Consider the following 22,075-nt stretch of genomic DNA (forward strand, 5'->3'; position numbering starts at 1 on the left):
ATCATTCATGGCGGGTGTGGTCTCCGGAAACGGCACGGATCGGCGTAAGCAACCAAATCCTACGTCATTTCAACGGTTTGAACCATATCCGCCAACCCCTCGTGAATTATTCGGGCTAGGAAGTCGAGAAGCGCAATCATCCTCTCAATCTTTGCTTCCAGTTCGCGCCGGGCTATGGAAACGGGCCGCGGCATCATGCTCCCTCACATTGCATTGCAAAGGCGCGGAGCAAATCCTCCCGCTCCAAATCATCCCAGTTCGTGAACGGCCGCAGGCTGAGCATGACTGCAGCCTTGTGGTGCATTCCAGCTAGGGTTTCAGGCCGATAAGCGAGGAGAGCAGAGCGGGTGACATCTACCGCGATTTCGATTGCCGGAGTGAGTTCTTCCGCTAGATCCCATGTCGTCAGCGCTGAACGCAGGGCATCCGCAAGGGTGTCGATCGCATGTCGGTCGCGGTCATCGTCTCGGACCTTCACCCAAGGATGTCCAGCAAGGGTAGTCCCCATTGGCATAGCTTCAACGGCCTCGATGTCGATCAGGGAGCCCAGGAACCCGAGGAAATCATGCTCACGGCCAACCACCGCATCATAGGCATCCTGTGCCGCAGCCGTTTCCCTGTGATAGATGTAGCCAATCTTGGCGAAGATATCTGCCTCGGATCGGCAAGGTGAAAAAAGGAACCGAGTTTCGGCTTCGAAAGCGGCTCTGTCCTCCGGCGTATCCACCGGTAAATCCCCGTCTCCCGGCGCGGTTGCCATCCATGCATGAAATGCAGCTTCGTGCTCTTGGATAGCATTGAGTAGGTCTCGATTGGCAACGGCCCTACCTTCGGCATGAACCTTTGTCAGCATAGCAAGGCTAGCGACCGCCTTGATGTCCCTCGTTTCTGTGGCGCAACTGACGCCTCCAAACTTCTTTTTATCCATCGGTGCCATTGTTCAACATCCTCTATGACTAGTTGATCTCGGATTGGGTTGTTCAATCAAATGGAGACCGCCATTCTCCGCCGGGATAGTCGAAAATGCTCGCTCGATCCGCGAGCCGTTCCACTTGATCTGAAACCACGCGGCAAAGTGCAGCCACCCGGTCAAGAGTATGATTGCGCCCTTCTCCTGTCCCGTAGTCCATGTCGAACAAAACTTCCCCGACCTGCTTCGTGAGGTGATGGAGATCAAGAAGGGAGTAATATAGGTCAGCGGGATCGAAATTTTGATGGTTAGGCGGTGTAGTTTCAGTGCGCCTATCTGATGACTTTTCCGCCAAGTGGATGCTCGCCAGCGCTGCGAGATTTGCAGCTAGGCTTGCTTCGGTTGCAGCGGCGGCGGATTTTGTTTTTACACTCATGTATTCCTCCAGAGAATTGAAAGATCTATTCTGACGTCATGGCGCGCCGGCAACGCGCAATTTGGAACGTCGTAACGGCGCGGTTGATTTCCACAGGCGGCTGTGCCGACCCGGCAAAAGTCTTCGTGTGGTCGCTTATGCGGCCTGCTGATTGCCGGCCTCCGCCAAGGCTTCAATTTCGTGGATGATGGCGCCGGGGTTGCCGGCGAACTGATGGGCGCGGGCCTTGATGAGCAGGCCGGCGAAACAGGTGGCGCGGATCGCCGCGATTGCCTGCGCCAGATCCTCCAGCTTCTCGTAAAGGCCGTTGACGTGGTGGACCGTGCGGCCGGTGACGGCGAACCGATGGGCAGACCACGCCGAGGAGCCGTAGACCAAGCCGGCTTCGGCGGCGGTGCGGTCGGCCTCGTGCTGGAGCGCCGAGAGCTGAGATTGTGCCGCGCGATAATCGGCCATGAGGGCGGCGAACGATGCGCCGATGCGAAGGAGTGTATCAGTCATCGCGCAATCTCCGGCTTGGGCTTGACGGGGCCGCGGTCGCGAAGCCGGGCGACCGTTGCGAACTGGTGCTCATGATCGACCTGGATGCGCCAACGCCCGCCATGGGCGCGCTCCATGGCCTCAGCCAAGCGTTTCGCAGCAGTTCGGACTTCGACGAAAACAGCGTCGGCAGTACACGCGGCTCTAATGAGGGCTTCATGCATCACGCGGCCTCCAGCTTTGACAGCTCGACCACCAGCGCCCGGCGCTCTGCTCCAATGCGGATGCCGAAAGGCTTGTAGTCGAGATTGAGGATTTCGGATTTCAGGGCATCGATACGGGCGACCACGGCGGCATCGCGCTTCGCCTTGGCGGCCTCAGCCTTCGCGTGCTTCCACTCTGCCTTGAGGCAGTCGCCGAAACGAACAAGGGAGCCGCGCAGGTAGGGATTGCTGGCGACGTAGGCCAGTGCACGGCGGTAGTGTGCCCATGCGGATTTCATGATCTGCGAGCGGTTGAACATTTGAGGGCCTATCCAAACCATTTCCGTTTGTGTATAAGCTCTTTTAGCTTACGCATTAACCATAGTCAACCTTTTTATTTTATAGGGGAGCTATTTTAGTTTATGTGCGGGCTGTGGTAGTGTTTTCGCAGGAGAGAGCAGCATGATTGATGCCGAACAGATCCGGGCCGCCCGCGCCCTTTTAGGCTGGTCGCAAAACGACTTGGTCGAAAGGTGCGGATTATCGTTCACGACCATCAAGCGGATGGAAAGTATCGGAACCGGGCGCAGCTCGGCCGATAATGTGATGGCAGTCCAAAAGGCGCTGGAAGAGGCCGGCGTGACCTTCATCCCCGAAAACGGAGGAGGGGCCGGCGTGAGGCTCGCTAAGCCGAAAAACAAGTAGGCGACAGCGGGACAGAGCCTCGCAAACTTTCCCCCGCTGCCGTGCCCATCAACATACAGGGATGCTGAAGAGCATGAACGCTAAAGCAGAGCCATGCGCGAGAGTCCACACCAGGAGGATTGATGCCCCCTAGATTCGACCCTCGCGACAAGAGCCGAACAAGCGGCGGCAAGACGCACAGCCTTGTCGCGAAGCACACGGCGCCGCCACGCGACCAAGGCGGATGGATGGCGATAACGCGCGAATTCCTGGAAAGCCCGGCCTACCGCACGCTTTCCGTAAACGGCCGAAAGGCGCTCGATCGTCTAATCATCGAACATATCGCCCATGGTCGCCTGGAGAATGGAAGGCTGATTGTCACACATGACCAGTTCTACACCTACGGTGTCACCGCCGAGAACACCGCCGATGCCCTCGACGAGCTTGAGTTCAAGCGCCTTATCAGGATGGACAAGGGGCGCGCAGGAAACGGCACTCCATATGCGACGACATACACACTGACTTTCGACGGCACCCATGAAGGCGCGGCGGCATCCAATGGCTGGCGAGCAGTCACCATGGAAGATGCGAAACGATGGTCGGAAACCGTTCGTAAGCAGAGAGCGGAAGCGCGCGCGGCGGCTTCAACGAAAAAAAGCCCGCTTCGGAATTCCGAAGTAGCGCCGCTACGGAAACCCGTAGTGCCGAAGCTCTCTCAGGCGGGCTGAATCATGGGAAATGAGGCTTTATCAACAGCAGCCGCCGCTTCGGGTTTCCGTAGTACTATATATATTCTGGGAGGGAGTGCAGCGTGACGCACCAAGCAATCATCATCCCGTTCCCCGTTACCGCCAGGGTGCGCAAGATCCGGGACACAGCCCTGAAGCTCCTGGAGCGGCCCACTGTGAAGAGCGCCGACTATTACCGCGGGCAGGTTCTGGAGCCGATGAAGGCCAACTTTTTGCGGATCGGCTTGTCCGAAAAGGAAGCCGACGAGCAGACGCGGGTTTTCTGGATGGCCGTGCAGGTCGAAGCAGCAAGGATACAGGGGACGGGCGCCACCGCGTGATTAACCGATATCTGGTTAACCATCCATTCCGCGGGACCGTATAAATCCAATGTCGAAACGACAAGGCGCGGCACACCGCCAGCATATTCGCCCGAGGTGACTCGTGGGCGCGCTTCACGGTGGTTTCCGCTGTGGAACACCGGGGCTCCTCGAAAACGCGCTGGTGAGCTCCTCTGAGTCAAACAAGCACGGGCGTGCAAACGACAAGTTGTCGCTTGCAAACTGGCAGCGCACGGTAGGGCAACCAAGAAGAGTGGACAAGTCGTCCACTCTTTCGCTGACGCTACTGTCAGGAAGGCAATGGAACAGCGGCAAAGTTTTCCGCCGCTCCGGCCTTCGCGGTGCCCACTGCTGTCATGGGCCACGGGGACGTAACGGACAACTTGTCCACTACGTTCATCTCAAGACCCAACGGGAACTGCGCACGGCGGCAAGCGTAGCAAGTCGCAAACTTTGCGACTTGGTGATGAGCCGGGGTAAGGCAATATCCTGCAAATGTAACAGCCCATGGACTCGACTCTTGCGCGAGCGTTTGGTTCACTCTCCCGAAAAGAGGGAGGAACTGCGAAATGGCCTTCAATCTATTCATTGCCTACGACCTGCTAGGGCCAGGTCGATCGGAAGAGGACTATGAGCGTGTACACGAGGCGATCGAAAGCCTCGGCTCGTGGCATCCCTTTCAGCGGTCAGTTTGGTACGTTCACACCCAATACACTCCCGGCGAGGCCTACAACATCGTCTTGAGGGCCATGAGAGCTACCGACAGGCTGGCTGTTATTAACGCGCAAAGCGGGATCGTCTCGAACTGGGACCACCCACCCATCGAGGCGATAAACGCCATTTGGTTCGAGCCATAACGTTCCGCTGATCTGACCAACGATTTTGGAGTATCGCGCATTCGGATCGATTGCCTGCGACATGGGTTTTTCCTTCCGGCTGCAATAAAATGCCTGTTTCGGCGGCGCAATCCATAATCCTAAGAGCTCGAGCACGCTAATTCCCGATGGTGTGCCCACCGGCGGCGCTGTGCTTCTGCGATACTCTGCCGACCCTCGACTGTCTTCGGCCCCGTGCTCTTGCCGCCATGGAATTTGCAGCGATGCTTGCCCGGCTCGGGCTTCATCGCGCACGCCTGCCCCTTTCGGTTCCGAGCGCCGCAACGCGTGGGCTGATGGGGCACGGTCGGCGACAAATCTTTCACCGTGAAAGATTTCGCCAATGGCAGGACATGGGTCTGGAGATCGACGCCGAGGACGACGGCCATTCTGCGAACCGCGTAAGCCCGAAAATCCACATGGTCGCTCGTCTCCCAATAGCTGACAGCATGGCGGCCTATGTGGGCGCGGTTCGCAAGCTGCGCCTGGTTGAGGCCTGCCGCCTTTCGGAGGGCTGCCAGTTCCTTTCCGGTGAGCTTCTCTTGGCGCGGCATCAGTGCACCATCGCGGTTGAGACCTTATCCACGCCAGTGTAGGTCGCAATGAATTCCACGGCCTTGCGCATATTGACGCCGACTTCCTCCAGCAGCGCCGGGTTCACAGGCTCCCCGAGGCTGAGACTGTCAGCCGCCTTGGAGCGGAAGCGCTCGGCGAAGTAAAGGGCCGCTAGCGCATCCTCCAGATCCTCTATCTTGAGGTTCTTCAAGAGTTGCATGGCCTCCGCCACCTCGGCCGTCACCTCAATGCCCATGTCATCCATGCGCAGTAGCGCGTCGAGGGAGGCGACGAGATCGAGACCCGATTTGAATTTCGTGCGGTTCAATGTCATGTTTGCCTCTTCAATTCACGGCTGAGACGGAATGGCTGAACCACCGACGATCGATCACGATCCCAACGAACCGAGCCCACGCGGCCGGGTGGTCGTCATGTGGCTTACGCTGCTCATCACCCTTGCCATCCTCCTCGTCCTGAAATTTGCATTGGTTGGCGTGTTCAAGGAATTGCCCACCAAGGTCGTGTGGTTGATATTCGGCCTGGGTGCGGGGCTTTGCATGGGTTTCTTCCTTGGCTGGTATGACCATAAGCGCTACTCCCGAACACCTGGCAGCAAGGGGTAGGCCGCCCGGCCGCCGATCTGGAGAAGTGCGCGTGCCATCGCCTCCAGCTTCGGATCGGTCGATTTCACGCCGCCCGTCCTGGATGCCGGATCGATCAATTGGCGGATAAGCTGCTCCCGGCGGTCTCCTGTCGCGGTCAGCACCGGCCCCAGCTCTGCCGCCATGCGTTCCCGACCGCTGGCGCCAATCCCTTCAATCTCGCGCTGAAGCAGCCGGCGGCCGGCCTGATACATGGATTGGGACACGTCCATGTTTCGGCCGCTTTTGGAGAATGGGTTATCCAGCCGGCGGGCAGAGGCGGAATTGCCGGCAACCTGCCCAGCGGTCTCCGCCATGGCCTGTTCGGCATTCAACGCGTTGATGAGCTTTCGCCCTTCGTCCTTGCCGAGAACGGTCAGGATTTTCCGCTCGTTGAAATCGGCGTCGAGAAGCTGCCGACCCTTCAGGGCGCCGTTGCGGACGCGGCCCATGGCCTCATCTGCCGCGGCCCTCACACCCAACTGAAAGGCCTCCTTCTGACCTTCCGACATCTTCGAGAAATCGGAGGAGAGGAAATCCGGGTGGATCCTGGAGGAGAAGATATCCCGGCCTTCGTTGAAAGCGTTCATCTCCTGCGTCCCGCCGGCCCAGGATTTCCGCGCGGTCGCATAATCGGGGTTGATGTCATCGAGTTTTCGAACAAAGGCGTCACGGGTTTTCGACAGGGCCACTCCCTTTTGGGTGAGGCGGCCGAACTCGTTCTTGTTGTCATCGACAAGTGCGTCCATGCCCTTCTTGATGACATCGAGCGTGCGGAAGTTGGGAACGCCCGAGATAATCGGATCGCCCGCGTCATTGAAGCCCGTGATGGCGTAGTCTTCCGGGTTGAACGGGAGACCCTCCGCCAATGACTCCAGGCGCTGGATCTCGACGCCCTTTGCCAAACCCGTCTTCGACATGGGGTCTGAAAGGAATTGCTGAAGACGTTCGTCCCAAGCTACGGGACGGGCCATAGCCTGTTTGTAAAGCGGGCCGGCCTCGGAGGACCGTCGCTTAAACATGTCCTCCAGCGTGGCCTGTACGTTCGGATTATCGCCTAGCGCCTGGTCGTAGATGCCGGCGATCCTGTTCCCGGCGCCAGCGCCTCGATCCCTGATGGCGCCAAGCACACCGGAGCGGGCCGGGTTGTCGCTCTGCGCAATCTGCTCGGCCCGAAGCCGGAGGATATCGCTCACGTCGGCCAGCATGGCGTCGTCGCCAAGTTCCCGAGCGCGGGCCGCAACGGATGCAAGGTCCGTCCCTTCCGCCGCAAGGTCTCGAGTCAAGACATCCATCGCACCACGGCCGATACCGCTGCCACGGTTGGCGACACGAGAGCGGGCGGCGTTGATGCCCTTTCCAACGAGGTCGCCAACCGGGGCAGCGAGCCCGCCAAGGCCAAATCCAATTCCGCCCTCAAGGAGGGACTGGTCAAGTCGATTGTCTACGCCTCCTTCGCCTGCGCCGAACCCCTGCAAGGCACCTGTGGCGCCACCGGCTGCCGCACCCGCTCCAATACGCATTCCGAGCGTCGTTCCTGCATTGCCCAGCGCGTAATTGCCGATGACAGGCGCAGCCTTGAGAAGGGCGCCGCCGGAGGTCAGGCCGCCACCGATCTGCGCGACCGTCGAGCCGATCGGGTTTTCCTCGTCAAACGCACGATCCTTGCCGCGCTGGATTTCGAGCGCCTGGTTATAGCGTTCGTCCCAGGTCTGTCCGGGCAGCTTCTCGAAGCTATCGGGAAGCAACGGGTCAATGATGGGCGCCAAGGTCGCATTCGTCGCCGCGTCCAGTTCATCGAGATACGAGCCGATGCCGAGGACACCGCGAGAGGCAGCGCGCAGCACGCCGCCAACGCCGCCGGTTTCCATGCTGTCACCGGCCTGCCTCTTCTTCGGGATCAGGTCGTCAAAACTGATCGCGCTGCCGGTATTGCCTGGAATCAGATCATCAAACATTCCAGCCATGTTAGAGGCCCCCCGCGTCGATGCCGTTTTCCTTGAGGCGCTGAATTACCGCATTCCGATCGGCGCCCTTGCTGATTGCCTCGCGCGCCTGCGCGAGAGGATCGGCCTTTGCTTCGCCACCTCGCACGTCGATGCCTAGGGTCTTGAAGGCGCCTTCGATCTGCGGCGACATGATCGAGCGACTGTTGAGCGCCGCCAGTTCGCGCCGGGCCTGCGCCGCTGAAATTTCCTCGTTCTGATAGCGATCGATGACGGCGGAACGCTCCATGTTGATTTGGGCCTTCGCCTTCATCATCTCGGAAATCGCCGCGTTGGCCTCGGGGTAATTGGACAAGGCGGGCAAGCTGCGCAGCATGCCGTCATATTCGATATCGGAGGTGGCACCGGAGCCAGGAGCCCGAAGGGTTGGTGCAACGCGCTTTACGATGCTTTCGAAGGCGCTGCCCGCCGTGCTGAAGCCGGGGAACGCCTGTGCAAGGCGCCCCTGGAGCGGGCCTTGCGGCGCCTGCTTAATCAGCTCGTCGAGAAGCTGCATATCCTGCACCGTCCCGGCAGAAACCGTTCCCGCTTCCTTCAGCGCCGCCCAGGCCTCGCCCTCCTTGCCGGAGAGTTTCTTGCGAAGCTCTGCGTCTGCGCCGCTCTCGCCAACGCTGACGTTTGTCGTGTTCGCGCCGGCCTTCTTCTGCGCAAGGTTCCATTCGAGCGGCCCAAGAGGCTGACGGCCGGCCTGGCGCTCACGCTCGGCGTAATACTCGTAGTTCTGGATCTGCGGCGTCGTCTTCGTGCCCGTCCCTGGAGCCGTGAGGAATTCGCGCGTATTGGGATCAAAGAGCCGGCCGTCGCCAAGATTCATCATTGGCTGACCGCGCTGCATGTCCTGGCGCATCTTCTGCATTTCCAGCGCCCGCATAGGATCGTTGGCAAGCGCGCGCTGCTCCATTTCCTGAAGCAGAAGGCGCTGGCCGATTTCCTGTGTCGCCGGGTTGCGCATCAGGTTTTCGATAAGCTGACGCTTGTCGCCGCCGGCCGGTGTCCCATTGTCCATGCCCTGTCCGCTCATGCCAGCGGCGCGGGCTTGTGCGAGCTGCCCAGGGTCTGCTGCCTCTCCGCCCATCAGGGCCTGGATAATCGAGCCCTGGGGCCGCTGCATCGCCGTCTGAAGCTGTGCCGAGCGCTGGAACTCGGGCGGTAATCCTGCTTCGCCACCATGGCCTTCCATGAGGGCTTGGGCTAGCTGCTGCTGTCGTGGCATCCCGCCCTGATTTCCCTGCTCACCACTCACCAGAGCGTTCGCCAGCAGCATGTTGCGCTGGTCTGGCTGTCCACCCGTCGCCATGGCGTTGACGGCATCAAGCGAAGTCTGAGGGCCGCCCTCGGCAACGGCATTGCCGGCCGGGGAATTATAGGCGTTCACGAGCCATTCCGGTGCGTTCTCACCGCTACCGCCAGCGCCCCATACGGCGGGATCCCCGAAGCCGATATGCATGCTGCCGGGCTGCATATAGCCCTCACCAGCACCAAAGCCTGTGATGCCAGCCGCCTTGCCGCGCCGGACAATCTCTTCAAAAATCGGCAGGTCTTCCGGGTTTGCCCAATCGAGGCGCCGGCCGTCCTTCGAGAAAAACACGTCGGCGGCATTGCCGTGGTCGTGGCGGGTCGAGCCGGTACGGGCGCCCCCCTCGTCCTTTCCAGGCTGGCCGCCCGAGAAGACTTCTGCCGTGATCCCCATCTCCGGAAGGAAACCGAGCGCTGAAGCAAGCTCATTGCTGAGAGGCCGGTTCCGGGTGGCGTTCTGGTTGGCGTAGGACAGGTAGGCCGGGCTGTCGCCATTTGCCGAACCACCCGCCGTCGCATCACCGCCGCCCTGAAACTGCGGCAGGAAGCTGTTTGCAAATCCCATGCGGCGCGCCACTTCCTTGCTCGGCTGGTCATAGCCGGCAAATTTCCAAGCCCGGTTCATGAACCGCATGGCGTCGTCAACGCTTTCGGTGCGGTTCAAGGCCTCGATGAGAAGCGGGTCTTCCTGGAGGAAGAACTTCGCCTGCGTGCGTGGGGAAATGCCGCCGGCATCCTCTCCGGCCATCGCCGCGTATTTTTCCAGATTGCCAAGACGTTCGTTGCGCCACGACATGAGCGCGCCAGACGTGCCGCCCTTGCCACTCTCGCTAGGATCGCTCCAGCGACGATTGACGTTCTGTGGCGAAAATTCGCTCTCCGCCTGCCCTGTCGCGGCGATGGCCGCAAGTGCGTAGGGATTGGTGACGCCGCCCTTTTTCACCTCGTCCATGAATTCGGAGAAGACAGGGTTATTGCCAGACGGCTGTTGCGTCGTGCCTGCACGGGTGCTCGTCGCTCCGGTCGTGGTGGGCATATCACCCGTATCGGAACCGGCATTGACGCCCCCGCTGAAGGCATAGTCGAGAAGGGCTTTGTTGCCCGCCTGCCGATCGGCTTCCTGAAGCTTTTCGGCCTCATCGAACTTGCGAAGCTGCATTCCGCTCATGACGGTCTCTGCAAGCTGGGCAAGGCCCTGAAGCGGGTGGCGGATCTCCCGCGGCCCTGCTGCCTGTCCAAGCAGGGCTTCAGCAAGTCGGCGGCGCCGGGCGAACTCCTCCGGGCGCATCTTGGCGAGGTCTTCGGCAGTGAAACCAGATTTGATCGCCATCGTCACACCTTATCGTAATCAACCATGAGATAGCCCGCCGGATGACGTGCCACCGCTTCAGGCTTCTTTTTCTTCACTTCTTGGGCCATCACGCCGAGCTGCATCATCGGGGAGCCCTTGAACCGGTACTGGTAGACACCGATGCCGTCAGGGGTTTCGCCCATTTTCTTCTTGTCCGTCTTCAGGCGCTCGTCAGACGGGAACATGCCCCCGAGGAAGGCAGAACCGAGCCCGAACAAGCCTGATAGGCCCGCGCCGTAGTTAGCCATATCGGCTTGGTATTTTTGCCCGACGAGGCCGGCATAATTGACGGGGTCGATCTGCGTGCCCGGCGTGTTGACGAAATTCGGCTGTTGGACCTGTGATCCGGTCGCTAGGCTGTAAATCTCATTGATAGGCCCAGTCCGGTTGGTAAGGTACTCATTGTTAAGCTGATTGCGGTTCTGCATGGCTGCATTGTAGGCCGCCAACGCTTCATTGGTCTGCACGCCGCGACCCTGCATCGCGGCATTGTAGCCGGCCATTCGCTCATTCATGAGCTGACCTCGGCCCTGCATGTCGGCGCCGTATTTCGACATAGCTTCGTTGACGGCCTGGTTTCGACCAGTCAGCGCCAACTGGTTATAGGCGTCGTTTTCGCCTTCCGAGACCCCGCGCATGGCATTTTCATACGCGGCCGAACCCATCCGAACGCCACGGTTATACAGATCCTGTTCGGTGGACTTCCGGCGAGCGTCAAGAGCGGGGTCGAGGCGCTTGCGGCCAAGCTCCATCAGCCGGGACTCGACGGCCTCGTTATCGAGATTCAATTCAGGCATCGCGCCGAAATTGGTGTCGAGCGTCGGGATAGCCCCCTTCGGAAGATTGAGCGTCGGCATGGCGCCGCCGGGCAGTTTGAAATCCGCGCCCATTATGCCTTGCAGACGCTTGGACTGCGAGACGCCCAACTCCCCAAGATTGATACCAATCTGGTTGGTCAGGTCGTAAAGGCGCTGCTGCGTCGGCGAAAGCTCCTGATAGGCCGTAAATGTCGGGGTGTTGAAGCCCTGCACCTGCGTCCAGTCCTCAGGCTTCCCGAAGTCGGTCTTGCCGCCAGTCGTGCCGGGGCGCGTACTGTTCGTGATGCCCGCCATGGAGCCGCCGGTGCCGCCTGGAGCACCTTTCGAAGCGTAGGTCGGAGGAAGCCCCATGCTGCCGCCCGTCCCGGCCGGCGCGCCTCCAGAATTCCGGGCACGAGAGAAGGCGTCAGTTGCTACGGTGTCGCCCGTGGAGCTGGTGGTGCGCGATTTGGCAAAGGGGTCGTAGTTCAGATATTGCCCGGTGCCCTTGTTAAACCAGTACTGATCCCCCGTCTTCGATGGCTGGAAGGTGGATCCGGTCTGCTTGTAGGTCAGGGAGCCATAGGGAGTGACCTGATTCACCGCGTTCATGAGAAAATTCGTCATGGCGGTGTCGCGGTTCATCTGCGACTGAGAGGTGGCAGTCTGCCACGGATCAGGTGCTTTTGGGGGGTCCATCCATCCCATTTTCAATCCTTCGTATGCTCGGACAAATAATCTTCCAAATTGTCCGTGGTATTCATCGATCGGAAAAGGTAGGCCGCTTCATCAGCAGCAGAAGGGCCGGCAACACACATGATAACGGCGACAAAGAAGTCGTATGGGCTGCATCGCAGGGTATATGCGGTTATTCTCTTCTCCCGCTCTTCTTCACGTTCCAGCCGGTTCGCTGCAAACCAATTTGAGATGGTCAAGCGCAATACAAACGCGAGGTGCGGATTTTCTCGATAAACACGGTTATTTTGGAGATCGAAGAGCGCCCACAGAAAGCAATCGTTTATCTGCTGTTCCGTTGGAACATTGTCTTTATCGATCAAATCGTCCCAAACTGAGCACGCTTTCCATGCACCATGGATGAGATCGAGCGCGTCTTTGTCGCCGCTCGCAAGTCTGTCGATCTCTTCTTGAACGTTAAGCCGCATGATCTGCGCTCCCTCAGTACATGCCACCGTTGTTCCCGCGAGAGACCATGTTGCGGATCTGTGTTCCGATTGACGGCATGGCGCCGCCGGGCGCTTGAGGGAACATCGCGTTCCGTTGCTGATTGCCGGTCATGGCCGTCTGCGCCATTTGGGCCAGACCCTGCATGGGGTGATTGATCTGTTGAGGCGCACCGCCTCCGATAAGCGCGTCTGCAAGAGCCTGTCGCTTACGCATCGCTTCCATGCCCTGGAGGTCTTCGGCCGTGTAGCCTGATTTAATCATGATCTTGTCCAACCATTTCGGTTTCAGGGAGAGTTTCGAAATGGCTGGCCTCCCGCCCATCGGCGGTTTCGGCTTCCACAAGCTCGTCACAGGGAGCTGACCTGTCTACAGCCGGCGTCGGAAACGCCTGCGGAAAAGGTTCGCCTCGGAAAGGCTCCAAAGCGTCTGCCACTCGCTGCATACCCTCAAGGGTCGGACGCTTCAGAATTTCTGGGATGTCGTTCCAATGGGGGTAAACAGAGACGGGCGCGACGGCGAGAATGCCAAGACGATAAGCCTTCCAGAATTCGGCGGCGCTTTCGGCGACGTTTTTGAGCGGTTCACCGGTTTCCCATTCGTCGTGGAACGCTTCGACCGCGTGGCGCAAGCAACGCTGCATCTCCTCCTGCGCAATCCTGCTGGTCAGGATACCGCGGTCGAAAGCATAGCTGGCGAATGGCAGGGCGTTCATCAAAGCACCTCGATTAGATGCTTGATTCTACAGGCTATATGCGCCCTCCACCATTTGACATATGAGGACAAGTCCGGACATTTGCGGACATTTGGAGAAGAAAATTACAGGACTATTCCGGTAATCCTGCGATAAACTGCCAATGCCTCGTGCTCATAGTCACCGTTTCGCAGATGCATAAGCGCCTCGCCGTCACCCGCTAGATAGGCATTGAGTTCTGTTATCGAGAACATCAGCCGTGCGTTTGGGCCGCCAATACGCTTGAAACCCAGACCATGATTTTTGTGCCACCGTCGCATGGTGCGCTCGTCCACCTGCGCATATTCAGCGGCGGCCTTCAGTCCGATGCACTCCGACATCGGCGCAATCGTTTTTCTGGCCTCGGTCATCATGCCGCTTTCCTGTCTTGGCGCTTTAGGGTCTCCAGCGCCTTACCGGCCAATTTATCAGCACGAACGTTGCCGCGGATGCCGCTGTGTCCCTTGCACCAGGTCAAAGCCTGCGGGCGATCTACGAGCGCTGCGTCAATTGCCTGCCATAGATCGGCGTTGAGCACGGGCGCGGCTCCACGCCGCCAGCCCTTCCGCTTCCATCCGTGCCGCCATTCGTTGCAGCCTTTCACGACATACTGGCTATCGCTGTAGAGGGCGACGGGCCGGCCGGCTGCATTCTCGGAGATCCATTCCAGTGCGGCGAGGACGGCGGCCAATTCCATCCTGTTGTTCGTCGTCGATGGGGCCGCACCAGACGCGCTGTGGACCTCCTCGCCGTCCACGATGACGATATAGGCCCATCCGCCAGGGCCGGGATTAGGCTCGCAAGCGCCATCCGCGAAGACGTGGATGCCCTGGCTGTCATTGATGGAGGGTGCCTTGCTCTTGCCGGTGGGCTTGCCCTTGCGGCGCCTATTGGTCGGCCGCTTTGCATTGCGCAAAATTTCATCGGCCATGAGGGACAGCAAGTCCCGGTGCTGAGTGGAACCGTTCTTCATGCTGGCTGGTCCTCTTTGTGACTGACAACGATGATGCGGCCCGACTCACGTTGGACGGCCTGCCAGAAGAGTTGCGACTGAATTTGAATTTCCATCGGAGTTTGGCCGAAGCGCGCGCCATCCTTGGCTATAATCTCGCCCATGGCCTCGCAGATCGCCGCGCTGCCTTCCGGGCCTAGCTTAGCGTCAGACACACATGCCGCGATGGTCGCCACGACGGAGTGGCGCCGATAGTAGGGGTAGACGAGGATCGTTCTCACGCCGCCACCTCGCGATACTGATTGATGAGGCTCTCAGCATTTGCCGGGGAAAGGGTTCCCTTTCTCAGCATGAGCCCCATTGCGTTGACGACGTAGTCTGCAACGTCACGGTCGCAGACGATCTGCCGAAGCATGTCCTCGGCTTGGTCGTCGGTCTCAGGAATGGGGAAAGGGGCTTTCCGATCGTCGCCCTTGGCTTCGGAATAAAAGCTATGAAGCCCTATAAGGTTTTCGCCCGCTTCGTAGCTAGAACCTCTAGGGTATTGTTCTAGGGTATTGGGTATCATTTCTTTACAAACGGGGGTTAAATTTTGATACCCCCAAGCCATTTCAGGGGGTATCATTTTTTTACACCCTGTCTTCTCGCGCGCCCTCTCGTACTGCTTCTGAAGGCGGCAATCTTCCTTCAGCTTTTCGCGACCGATGACGAGATGGTCGTCGATCTGAAGCTTGCGTGCGTTCACGAGGCGATACTGAATTGCACCATCGCCTACAGTGCCGCGCGGCACCATATACCCAAGAGACTTCAGCTTCTCGCGGGCGCGGATAATGGTAGGCCGGCTAAGGCTCGTTCGCAGGCATAGTTCGGACGTGGCAACAAAGGCGGTGGGGGCCGCCTCCGACGCGAAGTTGAGATAAACCTTGATGACCTTCAGGCACGCTGGAGTGCATGCCGGATCGGCGTTCACGGTATCGAGGAAGTCAAACTTCCATGAAGCGCTCGACGAGGCGGTGCGGTCGTCATGGCCGGTCGGGGGAACAGTCGCTGTCACGCGGTCGCCCTCCCTGCCTCACGGAAGCGCTGGGCAAGCGCGCATGCCTGGCATGCCTCGGCCGCTGTCAGCGAGAACCGGGAGCGGACGGCCGGAATAATCCGGCCCCCCTCATCGTCGTGGCGTTCTGCGATCCATCGGGCGGCGGTAATGACCTGGGGGTTATCGGCCTTGTTCATGCCGGATCCCCATGATTATCCTGCACAACCTCAATGTCGGTTTTCAAAAAATATCGGCCGTGAATGCCCGGAAACGCGCCCTTGTGCGCCTCCCGGACCATGTCGATGTTGATGCCGAAGTCCTTCTTGAGGAAGTGGACGTAGGCCGAGGTTCGCGGCGCCGGGTGGTCGATCGTCGTCAGCCCGCGCGATCCTGCATCGATAAGGCGCTCCAGGGTCCATGCCTGCCGGCCTGGCACAATGATTTCCCGGCCGGTTTCCTTGATGCGGAAGGTTTTGCGAATGATCTTGCTGTTAGCCATGGGTCAGGCTCCATAGGTATGCGAGCCGGCGAACGGCTGCGGAACGGCGGTGAAGGGGAAGACGGCTTCGCGGTCGTCGCGAGGGCCAAGGCCGGCAAGCTCTGCGAGCAAGCGGGCGGTGCTAGCGGGTACTCCGAAACGCTGGGAGAGCTTCCGGGCGGCTAGACTTTCGGGGGCAATTTCGGTAGGGTTCCGGCTGTCCATGCTGTTGCGAAATGCGTAGACTTTCGGAGCCCTGCCACGTGCCACCGTGGCGGGGTTCTTCGTTTTCATGGTTGCCTCCGTTAAGCGGCAACCGGAAGAGAATTCAGATACTCTTCGAGGTCTTTGACAAGGATGAGGGTGCGCTTGCCCGACTTGCGCGGGGTGAGCTTCTTTTCGTTGAAAAGTACGTAAATCGACGTACGGCCCAAGCCAATCATCTTGGCTGCTTCTGAGACGCCAACGGCCATTTTGGTCATGTTGTCCTCGCTTAGGAACAACGGCTAACAGTCCGGTTAGCCCCGCCACCAGCGCTTTACTGCGCTAGGTCCGTCCGACAATTTACGCGCATGTTCGTCCGTGTCAGCAATAAGCCTCCAGACAAACAGGATGAATGTTTTTGGAAAATGTCTGCTGGTTAGAGCCGTCAGGGCGTCTTGGTCTTGTTGCCCAGCCCCGCGCGTACCAAGGCCTGCTGAATGGCGCCTCGTTTCGGCGGCTTTTCTGTCGATGCTTCCGTGTACGCTTGCTCAATGAAGGCGACAAACGGCCCATCGATTATCCGGTCTAAATAAACCGCTCGCGCAGCCGCCTTGAAGTGTCTCTCATAAATTCCGGCAAGTCGTGTGAGCAGGGCGGCTTGTGCAGTAGCACCCTTCTCCAGCGGGGCTTTCTCGCCCAAAGACATGCGATCGAGATCCGAAATCGCGGACTCGATGCTTTTTGCAAACTGCCTCATATTTTCGGCAGCCGCGATCACCTCGATGCCATGGGAGTGGAGATGCGACTTCACCGCGGCCGCAAGTGCTCCGAGTTTTGCCACGTCTAGTCGTTCGGCCAGCTCTACGGCGTTCTTGCGCATCGCGGTAAGCTCAGCCCGCCGGATACGGGCGGATGCATCGCTAAAGAATGCGCTATGCATTTCGTACACATTGAAGGCGTGCTCGATGTCTTCTGCAAGACTGCCGAGGTGCGCCCGGACCTGGAGCGATGGGGGAATAGTACCCCCGGCCTTTTCAACAGCCGAAAGAATGCGCTGAAGCTGGTTGTCGTCGAGCATCGCTAACTCGCTGCTGGAAATGCGACGACGTTTTCGCCTTTTGCGCTTCCGAGATATTTGGCCCACGCCTCCAGTAGCTTTCTGCGCTTTTCAATCGCGTCGGCGCGGCGGTAGGCTCTTTCGGTTGCGTCTCCGACGGTGTGGGCCAGCGCCATTTCGGCTATCTCGCGGGGGAAGCTGGTCTCATCCCCGCACCAATCGCGGAAAGAGCTACGGAAACCATGAATGGTGAACTCTTCCATGCCGACCCGGCGCATGAACATGGCCATAGACATATTGGATAGCGGCTTTTCCGCCTTTTGACCGGGGAACACATAGTTGCCCCGTCTCTCCTGATGTAGCTCCTTGAGGATCGTCACGGCGCGGGCCGACAATGGGACGCGATGCTCTTTGCCCATTTTCATCCGAACGGCCGGGACAATCCATAGCTTTGCCTCCAGATCGAATTCATCCCACTCGGCAAACAGTACCTCGCCCGAGCGAGACGCGCAGAGGATAAGCAGCTCAAGCGCCCTTGCTGCCAGTGCCTTGGCCTTCCGCACCTTGACGAGGAAATCGGGAAGATCTGCGTAGGGCATGGCTGCATGGTGCCCACGACTCAGTTTCTTTGGGGACGGGAGCAGCGATTTCAGGTTTCCTCGCCATGCCGCTGGATTTTCGCCCGTGCGCCAGCCTCTGACTTTGGCAAAGTCGAGCACGCGCTCTATCCGTCCGCGCAGCCGTGATGCGGTCTCCGCCTTCGTCGTCCATATAGGGGATAGAACCTTGAGGATGTGGTCCCCCCCAATATGCGAAACCTTCATTGCCTGGAGGTCTTTACAGTACGCAGGGCCTAGGGTCATTTCCCACTGGGCGCGATGCTTAGCGTTTCGCCACGCTGCGCCCATGGACTCTAAGAATAAAGTTACGCACCGCTCAAACGTTGGCTCTTCGTCTTTGGATCGATCGGCGAGGGGGTCGCCCCCTTGTGCGACTATCGTTCTGCACCTCGTCGCAGCCTCTCGGGCCGACGCCAGTCCGATTGCCGGGTATGGCCCTAAACCCATCTCTCGGCGCTTGCCGTCCCTGGCCCACATGAAGAGCCAGCTTTTCGTCCCCGTTTTCGAAACGTTGAGGTAAAGGCCGCCGCCGTCGCTCGTGCGGCCGACCTTCTTCGCGTTCTTAATCTTCACCTCATTCAGGATGTTTATCGCCCGAGCCATGCCTTCCCCATTTCCTTCCCCACTTCTAATCGCGGTTGCCCGTGAACAGATGTGAACGCCCAAGAACATGCCATGAGTGGAAGGTAAGGGGAAGAGCCGGCTGCGCGGACGGTCTCGAATATTGGCGAACCGTGGTTAGGCGGACTCTCTGTCCGCCATTTTCTCAAATCGCCTCCTCATGCTAGATTTCCGTTCATCTGGTGCCCGGCGCCTTTCGTCGTCGGATCATTGCAAACGCTGCCTGCGTATTCGGGCGCAATGCCTGGCACGCCCTTGAAGACTTTTGCCGAACCCGGGGTTCGACAACCCCCCCTCACGAAGAGGCGCCACAGCAACGCTGCAGTTTTCGAACTGGCCAGCCTTGGCAGAAATGGTTTAATGGCTTCCACCTGCGGGCAAAATGCTGAGTATCCGCTCGATCCTGTTTCGCTGTACTGGCTCTGAGATAGCCGGAAAACTTCAACTTTTCGCTGCCTCAGAAAATTTATCCCACAAGTCAACATCTGTTCTTCGACAAGAAACCAGCCATTTCACCCGACCGAGCAAGGGTTTGATTGGCCGGCGCATTTGTCGAGCGTATTGATTTCAAAATTTCCATCCTGAGTGGAACCATTGTCTGCCTACAACAGTTTACTGAAGAACAACCGGTGGTGGTGGGGTCCGGCATGCACGATATTGTTGTTCGGGTCTTCAGCAGGAATGGCCATGAGCTTCTCGCCATGATTCCTCTAAACAGCATGGCCTTCGTTCGTCAGGACGGCATTCCCGGCTCGGACAGTGAAATCATAGCGGGCGCCATGCTGTTGCTTCGCGACCAGAGGCGGTTTTCAGATGCGGAGATCGAGTCCTTTCGCTACCGGGTGGAGCACCCGCGACGCCCTGACGTCTCGGCCTTCAACGCTGACGGCGCCTAGCTTCGTTTGACATCTGAATTTCCGGACATCCAGGACCATTGATGGCGGGGCGCAAGACGTCACGCGACGCGTTTTGAACCTGCCGACCTCGACCCGCGCCACACGGTGCTGCACGCAGGCGTTCTGGGTGGATTTCGGCATGCTCCATCTGCCGGCCGCTCCTTGGCAGGCGCCCCGCTTCAGGAGCCGATCCTTGCCAGTGCGATCGGCATCGCATGAAACGCGCCGTTTCCCATTCGCTCTCCTGCACGTCCCCGGCGCGGCCTTTGCAAGCGCCGCCAAGATTTTAGATCGAATTTTCCACGCACCCCATCCATCACGAAAAGTTTTCATGGGATTTCTGGATATATCGAAAGAGCCGCCCTACAATCCTTTGAATCAATAGAAAGGTTGCATAGATCGCTCCGCACAATCTTCAAAAATGAGCGGTCAGATATACCACAAACCGGGAAAAGCTCGTTGGTCGTTACCATAGAAAAACTAAAGGTTGCATATTTTCCGGTGCCGAAGGCTGCGAATACCTCGATGAAGCATCTGCTTCACGGCATCAAGACTGGGAAGAGATTTACAACGACTACGGATCAGGCAACCGGCGCTGTCCGCCACATCCACAGGGAGTACAGAACGCCGAAATTTTCGTCCATCAAATCCGAGGATTATCGTGGGTTCTTCAAAATCGCGATCGTCCGGGACCCGGTCGAAAGAGTGGTCTCTGCCTGGCGGAACAGGGTCATGCATCACAAGGAGCTGGAAGACGGAAGTACAGCGGAAAAAATCCATCATGTCGGCCTCCCCCAAAAGCCGACACTGCCGCAGTTTGTCGAGTACCTGGAAGAATACCGGGCGGTGAACAAGTCCATTGCCGTTCATACGGCGCCGCTTGTTGATTTTCTTGGCCCATCCCGAAATTACTACGACTTGATCTTCGACATTTCCGAATCCCGCCAGATCGAAGTTTTCTTCTCGACCCTCACCGGTGAAGACAGAAAGCTGCCGGTCAAGCAGATTGGCGGGCCACCGGCGAACCGGGATCAACTGTCTGACGAACTCGTTCAAAAACTGGAAGGCACCTACAAGGACGACTACCGGCTTTTTGGAGATGTTTTCGGCAGGCAGACCGATCTGCAGCTGATCGCCAAGCGTGCCAAAAGGCACAAGGCTTCCCTGAATGGTTTTCTTGCCCGCCTGAAATCAAGGCTGCTGAAATAGAAACACACACCGGGTGGGCCGCTTGCTTCATGCGAGAACACCCGAGATGCGAGTCCACACATACTCGCCTTGCTGACGCCCGCCGGGGCATTGTTTTCCGGTCAGGAGAGCCAGGATGGCAGGCGAGGCGGCACGCGGGCGGTCAGAGCCGCCTCGATACAGTCGGAAAGATTGCCGAAGCGAACGGTGCGGCCGGAAAGGCCCGGGCCGTAATGGGCGTATTTGCCGGAATTGGTGAGGAGTGTGCGGGTCCTCGGCGGGAAGACCGGCTCGGAGATTGAGCACCAGCAAAGGTCGGGCAGGACCTGGACGCCGCTTTCCCTTAGCCGGGCAACAATCGGGCCGGCTTCCGCCATGACATCACGGCCGGCGGTGACGATCACGGCGACGTCCGCGTGGCAGCTGCGGCCGGCAAGGGCATCGGCAAGGGCCTGGCATTCCGAGAGCGAGGCATGCGGGCTGCCGATGGCAACGAGCTCGACCTCGGCCGGCCCCTCATTGAACATCGTCCAGACCTCGGCCATGTCGGCGCGGGTGATCGTCACGAAGTCGGCGGCAAGCGATGCCGCACCGCGCGCTTCGGGCGTGACACCCTCGATATGCAACATGGGGGCGGCGGAGGTGGTGCCGAAGGCGGCGCAGAGGGCCTTGAGATCGTCCCGCGTCGGCTTTGCGGCGGCAAGGCCGCGCAGGAGCGGGATGCGGTCGGGCGCGGCGCGGCCGGCGAGATAGCCGATGAGCGGCCAGAAGGCATCGTCGATCCCATCGGGCAGATCGACATCGACAATCCGCCTGGGTTTGCGGTGTTCGTCGAGATAGACGCCGGACAGTGGCGCGCGGCCGGTAAGCGCGATGCAGAGGTCGAGGAAATCGGGGTGCTTTGCCGTGCGGGCGCCGAGCACGGTGTTGGCGAAGATCACCGCATTGGATTCGGCCCAGGCGATGGCTTCGCCAGCCTTCGGCGCACTGTCGAGCAGGTAGGGCGAACAGGTGAAAGTTGGGCGGCAGCCCATGCGGACATAGGCATCGGCGAGGCGAGCGGCAGGGTCGCCGAAGGACGGCGGCACGCCCTGGGCCTGCCAGTTGGCACGGTCGACCGAGATGGCGTTCATCGTGGTCGGCACGCGGACCGTCGCACCCATCTCGGCCATCTTTTCCGCAAAGGTAAGATTGGCGGGGCTGGCGTAGATGCAGCCGTCGATATGGCCCTGCACGACATCGACGAGTTTCAGGGCACCCTGCTGGGCCGCCATGGCGGTGGTGATGCGCATGGCGAGCGCCACGGCGATGCCGTCGCGACCCTCAAGCATGGCGCGATCGTCTTCCGTCAGGTCGAGCGCGGCGGTGGCGGGCGGAGCGACGGGGATGGTGAGACCGTCGGCCTCGATCATGGTTTCACCGATCCGGGCGCTCTTGGCACGACAGAGTGCCTCAAAGGCCGCTGGGGAGAGGCGCAGGACCGGCAGGGATTTGCCGAACATTTCCGCGGCGATCAGCGCGCCAAGGGTCAGAACGTCCTCCGCCTCGCTGAAGACGAGGGCTGCGGGGGCACGGCCTGTGAGGGCGAGATCGAGCAGCACGCCGGAGCCGGTGCACGAGCCGCGGCTCGACGGCATCATCAGGATGCCGCCGGTGATCGTCACGCCATGCAGCGGGTGGTGCACGTCGATGACGCTTCCGGTGGCGGGATCGACACCGCCCCAGAAGCTCAAGGCCTCGCCGGTTGCGATAACCGGACCGGAGGCGGTGCCGGAAAGGATGCTGTAGGCAGAAAGGTCGGCCAT

32 protein-coding genes are annotated in these 22,075 nt (G+C 59.5%); 7 read left to right on the top strand and 25 right to left on the bottom strand.

Annotation, left to right across the window (positions count from 1 at the left end; all coding sequences use genetic code 11):
• Positions 1-193: 193 nt before the first annotated feature.
• From P9A16_RS31610 to P9A16_RS31630, 5 genes are all read right to left on the bottom strand, one after another.
• Positions 194-937, bottom strand: coding sequence for a hypothetical protein (locus P9A16_RS31610; RefSeq protein ID WP_278026321.1), 744 nt, complete (start codon positions 935-937; stop codon positions 194-196).
• A 43-nt stretch (positions 938-980) separates the two neighbouring features.
• Complete coding sequence (locus P9A16_RS31615) at positions 981-1,346, bottom strand: hypothetical protein (RefSeq protein ID WP_278026322.1); 366 nt, start codon at positions 1,344-1,346, stop codon at positions 981-983.
• Between the two features lie 135 nt (positions 1,347-1,481).
• Positions 1,482-1,847 carry a hypothetical protein gene (locus tag P9A16_RS31620; protein WP_278026323.1) on the bottom strand — a complete coding sequence of 122 codons (366 nt, stop codon included), beginning with the start codon at positions 1,845-1,847 and terminating at the stop codon, positions 1,482-1,484.
• Positions 1,844-1,975: a hypothetical protein gene (locus P9A16_RS31625; protein ID WP_278026324.1), complete on the bottom strand. Its 132-nt coding sequence runs from the start codon at positions 1,973-1,975 to the stop codon at positions 1,844-1,846. Before P9A16_RS31625 ends, P9A16_RS31620 begins: the two co-directional genes overlap by 4 nt.
• Before the next feature lie 74 nt (positions 1,976-2,049).
• The gene (locus tag P9A16_RS31630; protein WP_278026325.1) at positions 2,050-2,349 is read right to left on the bottom strand and encodes a hypothetical protein; all 300 of its coding nucleotides are present in this window, start codon (positions 2,347-2,349) and stop codon (positions 2,050-2,052) included.
• 142 nt (positions 2,350-2,491) lie between these two features.
• Here P9A16_RS31630 and P9A16_RS31635 point away from each other — a divergent pair, with 142 nt between their 5' ends.
• The 3 genes from P9A16_RS31635 (at position 2,492) to P9A16_RS31645 (ending at position 3,782) form a co-directional block, all read left to right on the top strand.
• Positions 2,492-2,734 (top strand): helix-turn-helix domain-containing protein, encoded by a 243-nt coding sequence (locus tag P9A16_RS31635; protein ID WP_278026326.1) that lies wholly within the window; start codon positions 2,492-2,494, stop codon positions 2,732-2,734.
• Positions 2,735-2,856: 122 nt separating this feature from the next.
• Entirely contained in the window at positions 2,857-3,441 is a 585-nt protein-coding gene (locus tag P9A16_RS31640) for a hypothetical protein (protein WP_278026327.1), read from the top strand.
• An 83-nt stretch (positions 3,442-3,524) separates the two neighbouring features.
• Complete coding sequence (locus tag P9A16_RS31645; protein ID WP_278026328.1) at positions 3,525-3,782, top strand: DUF6074 family protein; 258 nt, start codon at positions 3,525-3,527, stop codon at positions 3,780-3,782.
• Between the two features lie 686 nt (positions 3,783-4,468).
• On the opposite strand, the gene P9A16_RS31650 is transcribed toward P9A16_RS31645, so the two are convergent.
• From P9A16_RS31650 to P9A16_RS31655, 3 genes are read right to left on the bottom strand one after another with little or no spacing between them, the layout of a single operon-like run.
• On the bottom strand, positions 4,469-4,702 hold the full coding sequence (locus P9A16_RS31650; RefSeq protein WP_278026329.1) for a hypothetical protein: 234 nt from the start codon (positions 4,700-4,702) through the stop codon (positions 4,469-4,471).
• Positions 4,703-4,758: 56 nt separating this feature from the next.
• Positions 4,759-5,211 carry an HGGxSTG domain-containing protein gene (locus P9A16_RS35840; RefSeq protein WP_443021726.1) on the bottom strand — a complete coding sequence of 151 codons (453 nt, stop codon included), beginning with the start codon at positions 5,209-5,211 and terminating at the stop codon, positions 4,759-4,761.
• Positions 5,211-5,546 (bottom strand): hypothetical protein, encoded by a 336-nt coding sequence (locus P9A16_RS31655; protein WP_278026330.1) that lies wholly within the window; start codon positions 5,544-5,546, stop codon positions 5,211-5,213. The genes P9A16_RS35840 and P9A16_RS31655 overlap by 1 nt, the downstream gene beginning before the upstream one ends.
• Positions 5,547-5,577: 31 nt before the next feature.
• Here P9A16_RS31655 and P9A16_RS31660 point away from each other — a divergent pair, with 31 nt between their 5' ends.
• Positions 5,578-5,835, top strand: coding sequence for a hypothetical protein (locus P9A16_RS31660; protein WP_278026331.1), 258 nt, complete (start codon positions 5,578-5,580; stop codon positions 5,833-5,835).
• Here P9A16_RS31660 and P9A16_RS31665 read toward each other — a convergent pair.
• Both P9A16_RS31665 and P9A16_RS31670 read right to left on the bottom strand, forming a co-directional pair.
• Positions 5,805-7,811 (bottom strand): hypothetical protein, encoded by a 2,007-nt coding sequence (locus P9A16_RS31665; protein WP_278026332.1) that lies wholly within the window; start codon positions 7,809-7,811, stop codon positions 5,805-5,807. The two genes, P9A16_RS31660 and P9A16_RS31665, sit on opposite strands and share 31 nt — an antisense overlap.
• A 10-nt stretch (positions 7,812-7,821) precedes the next feature.
• On the bottom strand, positions 7,822-10,107 hold the full coding sequence (locus P9A16_RS31670; protein ID WP_278026333.1) for a hypothetical protein: 2,286 nt from the start codon (positions 10,105-10,107) through the stop codon (positions 7,822-7,824).
• A 36-nt stretch (positions 10,108-10,143) separates the two neighbouring features.
• Here P9A16_RS31670 and P9A16_RS31675 point away from each other — a divergent pair, with 36 nt between their 5' ends.
• Positions 10,144-10,503: a hypothetical protein gene (locus P9A16_RS31675; protein WP_278026334.1), complete on the top strand. Its 360-nt coding sequence runs from the start codon at positions 10,144-10,146 to the stop codon at positions 10,501-10,503.
• Here the strand turns inward: P9A16_RS31675 and P9A16_RS31680 are convergent.
• From P9A16_RS31680 to P9A16_RS35845, 14 genes are all read right to left on the bottom strand, one after another.
• On the bottom strand, positions 10,488-11,948 hold the full coding sequence (locus tag P9A16_RS31680) for a tail fiber domain-containing protein (RefSeq protein WP_278026335.1): 1,461 nt from the start codon (positions 11,946-11,948) through the stop codon (positions 10,488-10,490). The genes P9A16_RS31675 and P9A16_RS31680 overlap by 16 nt on opposite strands.
• A 65-nt stretch (positions 11,949-12,013) precedes the next feature.
• Entirely contained in the window at positions 12,014-12,466 is a 453-nt protein-coding gene (locus P9A16_RS31685) for a hypothetical protein (RefSeq protein WP_278026336.1), read from the bottom strand.
• A 13-nt stretch (positions 12,467-12,479) separates the two neighbouring features.
• Positions 12,480-12,749, bottom strand: a complete 270-nt coding sequence (locus P9A16_RS31690) for a hypothetical protein (protein ID WP_278026337.1) — start codon at positions 12,747-12,749, stop codon at positions 12,480-12,482.
• Positions 12,742-13,200: a hypothetical protein gene (locus P9A16_RS31695; RefSeq protein WP_278026338.1), complete on the bottom strand. Its 459-nt coding sequence runs from the start codon at positions 13,198-13,200 to the stop codon at positions 12,742-12,744. Before P9A16_RS31695 ends, P9A16_RS31690 begins: the two co-directional genes overlap by 8 nt.
• A gap of 104 nt (positions 13,201-13,304) precedes the next feature.
• On the bottom strand, positions 13,305-13,592 hold the full coding sequence (locus tag P9A16_RS31700) for a hypothetical protein (protein ID WP_278026339.1): 288 nt from the start codon (positions 13,590-13,592) through the stop codon (positions 13,305-13,307).
• The gene (locus tag P9A16_RS31705) at positions 13,589-14,191 is read right to left on the bottom strand and encodes a ribonuclease H family protein (protein WP_278026340.1); all 603 of its coding nucleotides are present in this window, start codon (positions 14,189-14,191) and stop codon (positions 13,589-13,591) included. The genes P9A16_RS31700 and P9A16_RS31705 overlap by 4 nt, the downstream gene beginning before the upstream one ends.
• A complete protein-coding gene (locus P9A16_RS31710; protein ID WP_278026341.1) occupies positions 14,188-14,451 on the bottom strand; it encodes a hypothetical protein in 264 nt (87 codons plus the stop codon). The genes P9A16_RS31705 and P9A16_RS31710 overlap by 4 nt, the downstream gene beginning before the upstream one ends.
• Complete coding sequence (locus tag P9A16_RS31715; protein WP_278026342.1) at positions 14,448-15,224, bottom strand: hypothetical protein; 777 nt, start codon at positions 15,222-15,224, stop codon at positions 14,448-14,450. The genes P9A16_RS31710 and P9A16_RS31715 overlap by 4 nt, the downstream gene beginning before the upstream one ends.
• Positions 15,221-15,403 (bottom strand): hypothetical protein, encoded by a 183-nt coding sequence (locus tag P9A16_RS31720; protein ID WP_278026343.1) that lies wholly within the window; start codon positions 15,401-15,403, stop codon positions 15,221-15,223. The genes P9A16_RS31715 and P9A16_RS31720 overlap by 4 nt, the downstream gene beginning before the upstream one ends.
• Positions 15,400-15,705 (bottom strand): winged helix domain-containing protein, encoded by a 306-nt coding sequence (locus P9A16_RS31725; protein WP_278026344.1) that lies wholly within the window; start codon positions 15,703-15,705, stop codon positions 15,400-15,402. Before P9A16_RS31725 ends, P9A16_RS31720 begins: the two co-directional genes overlap by 4 nt.
• 3 nt (positions 15,706-15,708) lie before the next feature.
• Complete coding sequence (locus P9A16_RS31730; RefSeq protein ID WP_278026345.1) at positions 15,709-15,978, bottom strand: hypothetical protein; 270 nt, start codon at positions 15,976-15,978, stop codon at positions 15,709-15,711.
• A gap of 11 nt (positions 15,979-15,989) precedes the next feature.
• Positions 15,990-16,166, bottom strand: coding sequence for a helix-turn-helix domain-containing protein (locus tag P9A16_RS31735; RefSeq protein WP_278026346.1), 177 nt, complete (start codon positions 16,164-16,166; stop codon positions 15,990-15,992).
• A 167-nt stretch (positions 16,167-16,333) separates the two neighbouring features.
• Positions 16,334-16,966, bottom strand: coding sequence for a hypothetical protein (locus P9A16_RS31740; RefSeq protein ID WP_278026347.1), 633 nt, complete (start codon positions 16,964-16,966; stop codon positions 16,334-16,336).
• Between the two features lie 2 nt (positions 16,967-16,968).
• Entirely contained in the window at positions 16,969-18,237 is a 1,269-nt protein-coding gene (locus P9A16_RS35845; protein WP_443021728.1) for a tyrosine-type recombinase/integrase, read from the bottom strand.
• 485 nt (positions 18,238-18,722) lie between these two features.
• On the opposite strand from P9A16_RS35845, the gene P9A16_RS31750 reads away from it, so the two are divergent.
• Positions 18,723-19,082, top strand: coding sequence for a hypothetical protein (locus tag P9A16_RS31750; protein WP_037408201.1), 360 nt, complete (start codon positions 18,723-18,725; stop codon positions 19,080-19,082).
• Between the two features lie 459 nt (positions 19,083-19,541).
• Positions 19,542-20,291 (top strand): sulfotransferase family 2 domain-containing protein, encoded by a 750-nt coding sequence (locus tag P9A16_RS31755; RefSeq protein WP_024270974.1) that lies wholly within the window; start codon positions 19,542-19,544, stop codon positions 20,289-20,291.
• A gap of 101 nt (positions 20,292-20,392) precedes the next feature.
• On the opposite strand, the gene lhpI is transcribed toward P9A16_RS31755, so the two are convergent.
• Positions 20,393-22,075, bottom strand: coding sequence for a cis-3-hydroxy-L-proline dehydratase (gene lhpI, locus P9A16_RS31760; RefSeq protein WP_023514919.1), 1,683 nt, complete (start codon positions 22,073-22,075; stop codon positions 20,393-20,395).

The organism is Shinella sp. 838, assembly GCF_029623935.1.
GTDB lineage: Bacteria > Pseudomonadota > Alphaproteobacteria > Rhizobiales > Rhizobiaceae > Shinella.